Source organism: Thiolapillus sp. (assembly GCF_048562965.1).
Lineage (GTDB): Bacteria > Pseudomonadota > Gammaproteobacteria > Chromatiales > Chromatiaceae > Thiolapillus > Thiolapillus brandeum_A.
On record NZ_JBHNMF010000151.1, the window covers coordinates 1 to 6,968 of the forward strand.

A 6,968-nucleotide genomic window follows, 5' to 3' on the forward strand; every position below is an offset into this window, starting at 1 on the left:
AGATCATAATTGTACCATCCTGCACCGGATTTCTCATCGTCTTTTTTCGGTTTTTCAATTGAATTTCAATGACTTGGCATTTATAGACGGGAACTACCTACAGGCCTATCGACTGCGGACTGCACAGCACCTATGAGAATCTTGCCATGCGGCGCCAGCAGGTGCGGGTGTGCTGTGATACGGAATCGGGTCAGCAGCTTTATAGCGGAAAAGTGGTGGATGTGTTCACCCTCAAAGGGGCAGAGTATCTGAGGTTACAGTTGACGGATGGCGAAAATCTCGATATCCGTCTGGACCATATCAGGGAAATTAGCACTTGAATTTTCTCCTTTGCTTCCTTAAAATGCGCGGTTCTGTGGCGCCGTTGCGCTATGTTTATCGAATTTTAAAGCGGCCAGAGGCCGGAGACGGACATGAAAGCGGATATCCATCCAGATTACAGTGACATCAAGGTTACCTGCAGTTGCGGCAACACCTTTGAAACCCGTTCTACCCTGGGAAAAGACCTGAACATTGAAATATGTTCTGCCTGCCATCCTTTCTACACCGGGCAGCAGAAGATGATGGATACTGCAGGTCGTGTGGACAAATTCCGCAAGCGTTACGCGCGCTGAGCGGAACATCCTGTCCCAGCCAAAGGGCGCCCTCGTGGCGCCTTTTTATTTCCAGGGATGGAATGTATGCCGCAAGGAGCCAGGGATGGCGGTGCGGTGCGTTTTCGGCCTGGATGCCTTGAATCCGGGCCAGTTATTGCCATCCAGAGGTAACCCATGAGTAAAGATGCTGATGCAGATATCAACCAGGCCGCACTGGAATATCATGAATATCCCGTACCGGGAAAAATCAGCGTAGAGCTGACCAAGCCGACGGCTTCCCAGCGGGACCTGGCGCTGGCCTATACGCCGGGTGTGGCGGAGCCGGTCAGGCGCATTGCAGAAAATCCCGAGGATGCCTACAGGTACACCGCCAAGGGCAACCTGGTGGCGGTTATCACCGATGGTACTGCTGTACTGGGGCTGGGTAACACCGGCGCGCTTGCCGGGAAGCCGGTGATGGAAGGCAAGGGCGTGCTTTTCAAACACTTTGCAGGTATCGACGTGTTCGATATCGAGGTGGACGCGGCGCATCCCAGCGAGTTCATCGATACCGTGGTGCGTATCGCGTCCACCTTTGGCGGCATCAACCTGGAAGACATAGCTGCGCCACACTGTTTCGAGATCGAACAGGCGCTGGCAGAACAGCTGGACATTCCTGTATTCCACGACGATCAGCATGGCACCGCCATCATCATCGCGGCGGGCCTGCTGAATGCGCTGGAGATTCAGGGAAAGACCCTGGAGGAAGCAAAAATCGTGGTGCTGGGTGCGGGAGCCGCCGGTATTGCTGCCGTGCGTTTGCTGTGCACCATGGGTGCCCACCGCAACAATATTCTGGTGCTGGATCGCCAGGGTGTCATCCATGCTGGGCGTGAGAACCTCAATCCCTTCAAGTTCAGTGTGGCGGCAGACACGGACAAGCGTACTCTGGCCGAAGCAATGCACGGGGCGGATGTATTCATCGGCGTCTCGGGTCCCGATCTGGTGACGCCAGAAATGCTGGCGTCCATGGCGGAGCGTCCGGTGGTGTTTGCCCTGTCCAATCCCGTGCCTGAAATTCGCCCGGAAATTGCCAATCAGGTGCGGAATGACATGATCATGGCTACGGGCCGGTCGGATTATCCAAACCAGGTCAACAACGTGCTGGGCTTTCCCTTCATTTTCCGCGGAGCGCTGGATGTTCGAGCGTGCTGCATCAATGAGGCCATGCAGATTGCGGCAGTCAATGCGCTGAAAAACCTGACCCATGAGCCTGTTCCCCAGAAAGTCCTGTCGGCATACGGTCTTGAGGAGCTCAGCTCCGGTACGAACTATATACTGCCCAAGCCACTCGACGCGCGGCTGAGGAATGTGATTCCGCCTGCGGTGGCCAGAGCGGCCATCGAGACCGGTGTGGCAAAGGCTGGCTGGCCGGAACACTACCCGCCCATGGAAAGCATTTCCTGAGCAGCTTCATTGTTCTCCTGCTATGCTTTATAAGCAGATTCGATAGCAGGAGAATAATAAATGAATAAGGTTGTGATTATGGGGGCAGGCCGTGTGGGTGAAACCACTGCCCAGATCCTTGCCGAGCAGGAAATCTGCCGGGAAGTGGTGCTCATCGACATTCGCGAGGACGCTCCCCAGGGTGTGGCGCTGGATATTCTTCAGACGTCGCCCTTTTTCAACTTCGATACTCTCGTTGCAGGCAGCAATGACCCGGCCGATCTGGCCGATGCCGATCTGGTGGTGATTACTGCCGGCATTCCGCGCAAGCCGGGCATGTCCCGATCAGATGTTCTGGATACAAACGTGTCCATAATTGATGGCATCGTCGATAATATTCTGCGATTTTCGCCAAATTCCATGATTTTGGTCGTCAGCAATCCGGTGGATGTGCTTACCTGGCGGGTATGGCAGCGTACGGGCTGGGGGCGGGAGCGGGTGTTCGGACAGGCCGGTGTACTGGATGCTTCGCGCATGGCGGCATTTCTCGCCATGGAAACCGGATTTTCCAGCCGGGACATCACGACGCTGGTGCTCGGCGGTCATGGCGACAGCATGGTACCCGTGCCCCGTTTCTGCACGATCAACGGGGTGCCGATCAGTCATTTTATCAGTGAAGCCCGAATACAGGATATAATTCAGCGTACGCGGGAAGGTGGAGCAGAGATTCTGGCGCTGAGAAAAAACTCCAGTGCCTATGATGCTCCCGGCGCTTCTGTGGCGGCCATGGTGGATGCCATCAGTCACAACCGCAAGCGCCTGCTGCCCTGTGTGGCCATTCTTCAGGGTGAATACGGCCAGGCGGATATTGCCATGGGTGTACCCTGCGTGCTGAATGAAAAAGGTCTGGCCGAGGTGGTAGAGCTGGATCTGAACCCGGACGAGATGTCCTCATTTCAGCGTTCCGCTGCGGCGGTCAGTCAGGATATCAACAGGCTGAGAGACTGAAGCCCTTTATTTGGGTCAAGAAAAAAAACAACCGAGATTTGGAGTCGTGTAATGTCTGACAAGAAAGCAAAACTTATTCTTGAGCCTTCCGGTGCGGCCCATGAATTCGATGTGATTTCGGGAACGGAAGGACCGGATGCCATCGATATCACGCGGTTGTACGGTGATGCCGGTGTGTTCACCTATGATCCGGGTTTTGTCTCTACAGCCAGTTGTCACAGCTCCATCACTTATATCGATGGTGACGAGGGTATTCTTCGTTATCGGGGTTACCCTATCGAAGAGCTCGCGTCGAAAAGCACCTTTGTCGAGGTGGCCTACCTGCTGTTGTATGGTGAACTGCCCGATGCGGGCCAGCTGTCGGATTTCAATCGCATCATTACGCACCACACCATGGTGAATGAAGCATTGCTGCGTTTTTTCGAAGGCTATCATTACGATGCTCATCCCATGGCGATGATGGTGGGTGTGGTGGGTTCACTGGCGGGCTTCTATCATGATTCCCTGGATATCTTCGATTCCCGGCACCGCGATATCTGCGCCCATCGCCTGATCGCCAAGATACCCACTATCGCGGCAGCCTGTCACAAGCACAATATCGGCGAGCCGGTGATGTACCCGCGCAACGACCTGAGTTATTCCGCCAACTTTATGCACATGCTCAAGGGAACACCCTGTGACGCATATGAGGTTGATCCCCTGGCGGAACGGGCGCTGGATCTGCTGTTCATCCTGCACGCTGATCATGAGCAGAACGCATCCACTTCGACTGTGCGTCTGGCAGGCAGTTCGGGTGCCAATCCGTTTGCCTGTGTAGCTGCCGGTATCACTTCCCTGTGGGGGCCGGCACACGGTGGCGCCAATGAGGCCGTGCTGACCATGCTCGAGGAAATGGGCAGCGTCAGGAATATTGACAAGTATATTGCACGCGCCAAGAACAAAGATGATTCCTACAGGCTCATGGGTTTTGGTCATAGAGTGTACAAGAACTATGATCCGCGGGCGCGCATCATTCGCGAGGTCTGTCATCAGGTGCTGGAAAAACTGGCCGACAGCAACAACCCCCTGTTTGAGCTGGCGTTGAAGCTGGAGGAGATTGCCACCAGTGACGAGTATTTCGTGGAGCGCAAGCTCTATCCGAATGTTGATTTCTATTCGGGTATCATCTATCGCGCTCTGGGGATTCCCGACAACATGTTCACCGTGATGTTTGCCATCGCCAGGACTGTGGGCTGGGTGGCGCACTGGACCGAGATGGTCTCAGATCCTCAGTTCCGCATCGGTCGTCCACGGCAAATCTATGATGGTGCGCCCAAAAGGGCTTATGTGCCGATGGAAGAGCGGAGCTGAGCGCCGGAGTCGGCCTGGAAATTCCATGAATTTTCCGGGCTAGAACAGATCGTCCGGCCTGACGCTGCTTCCGGGGCTTTCCTAGCCGTCATTTGTGGCGGGATCGCGGGAGGTCGTCTCTTCCTCTTCTGAGACAGGTGGTTCGTTGCCTGGACGGAAGATCTCGAACATGGTGTCGGCGGTATTGCCGGAAACCTGCAGGCCGGTGTTTTTATCGATGCGCACGGTAACCAGTGTCGATGGCATCTCCGGCGGCTCATCCGGTATGTCTTCCAGTGCCACCTTCATGAAGGCAATCCATGCGGGCAGGGCGACGCGTCCGCCCACTTCTCCTTTGCCCAGCTTGCTGTTGTCATCAAAACCTGTCCAGACAGTTGTAACGATATGCTGGTTGTAGCCGGTGAACCAGGCGTCACGCTGCTCGTTGGTCGTACCTGTTTTGCCAGCCAGGTCGTTGCGCTTGAGTACCCGGGCGCGTACGCCCGTGCCGCTATTGATGACATCCTGCATCATGGAATACATGATATAGCGGTTTTCCTCGGAAAGTGTGCGTGGTGCCGCACGGCAGGAAACAACTTCCCCGGGCTGCCGGGTTTCCTCCTCAGTGTCCTGATTGCAGCCCACCACCAGTGGGTCAGCTTCAAAAAGCACTTCCCCGTTTCTTTCAATACGCTGGATGAACCAGGGTTCAATCAGAAAGCCCCCGTTTGCCAGGACCGCGTATGCGCGGGCCATCTGCAGTGGCGTCACTTCTCCGCTTCCCAGCGCCAGGGAAAGGCTGTGGGGAAGGCTGTCGGGGTCGAAGCCGAAACGCCGGGCATGTTCGAGTGCGTGGGAAATGCCCATTGCACGCAGCAGGCGAATGGACACCAGGTTGCGGGATTTGGTCAGTGCCCAGCGTAGCCGGGTGGGACCATAGAACTTGCCGCTGTAGTTTTCGGGACGCCAGGTATCGTCATCGCCATTGGCTTCCATGATCACAGGTGCATCATTGATGATGCTGGCAGCTGTGTAGCCGGCTTCGAGTGCCGCGGAATAGATGACGGGCTTGAACCCTGACCCCGGCTGTCGTCTGGCCTGAATGGCTCGGTTGAATTTGCTGCTGTAGAAATCATAGCCGCCAACCAGTGCATTGACGGCCCCGTTTGTGGGGTCCAGAGAGACCAGTGCGCCGCTGACTGCAGGTATCTGGGCCAGCCGCCAGTAGCTGTTGCCTTCTTTGTCCTGCTGTTCCTGTATGCGGATGAGGTCGCCCTTCTTTAAAATGTCTGCCGCTGTTTTCGGTTTTGCTCCGCGGTGGCTTTCGTCCTCATAGGGGCGTGCCCAGCTCAGCCCGTCCCAGCCGATTCTTGCTGTCTGCCCCTTGCCAAGATAGACCTCGGCGTCTTTCTCGCCGATATTTGTGACAATGGCGGGAAGAAGCTGCTGTACAGGCCGTGTCTCGGAGAGCAGCTGATCCAATGCGCTGCTTTCTTCGGGCAGCGGCTCAAAATGCTTTTCCGCTCCACGCCAGCCGTGGCGTCTGTCATAGTCTTCCAGTGCCTTGCGTAATCCCAGGTTGGCGGCTTCCTGCAGTTTGGCGGTGACGGTCGTATAAACGTTGATGCCACTGGTGTAGGCATCCGCACCGAACTTCTTGACCATCCGCTCACGAACCATTTCCGCCAGATAGGGGGCCTGCAGCTCGACTTTTGCGCGGTGCAGCCTGGCTGTCACGGGTTCTTTGCTTGCCTGTTCCGCCTGCGCTTTGCTGATGTAGCCCAAAGCCAGCATCCGTTGCAGGACGTAATTGCGCCGTTGCAGGGCTCTTTCCGGGTTGGTGACAGGATTGTAATTGGAAGGCGCTTTGGGCAGGCCGGCGATCATCGCGGTCTCTGCCAGCGTCAGATCCTGCAGAGATTTGCCGTAATACACCTGTGCGGCGGCCTTGATGCCGTAGGAGCGGTGCCCCAGATAAATCTTGTTCAGATACAGCTCGAGGATCTCTTCCTTGCTCAACTCCTGCTCGATGTGCAACGCCAGGAAGATCTCCCGGATCTTCCGGGTAAAGGTGCGCTTGCGCGTCAGGTAATAGTTTCGGGCAACCTGCATGGTGATGGTGCTGCCACCCTGACGTTTTTTCCCAGTGAGCGCCAGTGTCACGGCGGCCCGGGCAAGACCAGCGGGATCGATGCCGTAGTGCTGGAAGAAATTCTGGTCTTCTGCAGCCAGGAAAGCATGAACCATGTCTTCGGGAATTTCGTCGTAGCTGACGGGATCGCGTCTTTTCTCGCCATATTGGGCAATCAGCTTGTTGTCCCTGCTGAATACCCGCATGGGAACCTGCAGCTGTATTTCCCTCAGGTTGTCGATAGATGGCAGTTCGTTGCGAAAATGCAGATAGGTGCCGCCGATCACCAGGGCGCCGAGTGTGATACCCAGCAACAGCAAAAGGAAGGTGTATTTCAGGATCTTTCCAAAAAGGATCATGCCAGACAGGTAATTCGCGAGATTGAGTTAAGAGGAGGTAGAGTTTATCTCAGCTGAAGTTTCCCAGAAATTATTCAAGCCACCATGCGCAGCAGCACAGTGACCAGAGAATTTCCGGGG

The 6,968-nt window shown here is 55.7% G+C and carries 6 protein-coding genes; 5 read left to right on the forward strand and 1 reads right to left on the reverse strand.

What is annotated here, in order from left to right; translation table 11 throughout:
- The first annotated feature begins 146 nt into the window (after nt 1-146).
- The 5 genes from ACOCD2_RS09605 (at nt 147) to ACOCD2_RS09625 (ending at nt 4,379) form a co-directional block, all read left to right on the forward strand.
- Nucleotides 147-320, forward strand: coding sequence for a hypothetical protein (locus ACOCD2_RS09605; RefSeq protein ID WP_293649890.1), 174 nt, complete (start codon nt 147-149; stop codon nt 318-320).
- A gap of 93 nt (nt 321-413) precedes the next feature.
- Complete coding sequence (gene rpmE / locus ACOCD2_RS09610) at nt 414-614, forward strand: 50S ribosomal protein L31 (RefSeq protein ID WP_293649889.1); 201 nt, start codon at nt 414-416, stop codon at nt 612-614.
- A 156-nt stretch (nt 615-770) separates the two neighbouring features.
- Nucleotides 771-2,042: a malic enzyme-like NAD(P)-binding protein gene (locus tag ACOCD2_RS09615; RefSeq protein ID WP_293649888.1), complete on the forward strand. Its 1,272-nt coding sequence runs from the start codon at nt 771-773 to the stop codon at nt 2,040-2,042.
- Nucleotides 2,043-2,102: 60 nt separating this feature from the next.
- Nucleotides 2,103-3,029, forward strand: coding sequence for a malate dehydrogenase (gene mdh, locus ACOCD2_RS09620; protein WP_293647957.1), 927 nt, complete (start codon nt 2,103-2,105; stop codon nt 3,027-3,029).
- 51 nt (nt 3,030-3,080) lie between these two features.
- Nucleotides 3,081-4,379 (forward strand): citrate synthase, encoded by a 1,299-nt coding sequence (locus ACOCD2_RS09625; protein WP_293647955.1) that lies wholly within the window; start codon nt 3,081-3,083, stop codon nt 4,377-4,379.
- An 81-nt stretch (nt 4,380-4,460) separates the two neighbouring features.
- On the opposite strand, the gene ACOCD2_RS09630 is transcribed toward ACOCD2_RS09625, so the two are convergent.
- Nucleotides 4,461-6,848 (reverse strand): penicillin-binding protein 1A, encoded by a 2,388-nt coding sequence (locus ACOCD2_RS09630; RefSeq protein WP_293647953.1) that lies wholly within the window; start codon nt 6,846-6,848, stop codon nt 4,461-4,463.
- Nucleotides 6,849-6,968: the final 120 nt, after the last annotated feature.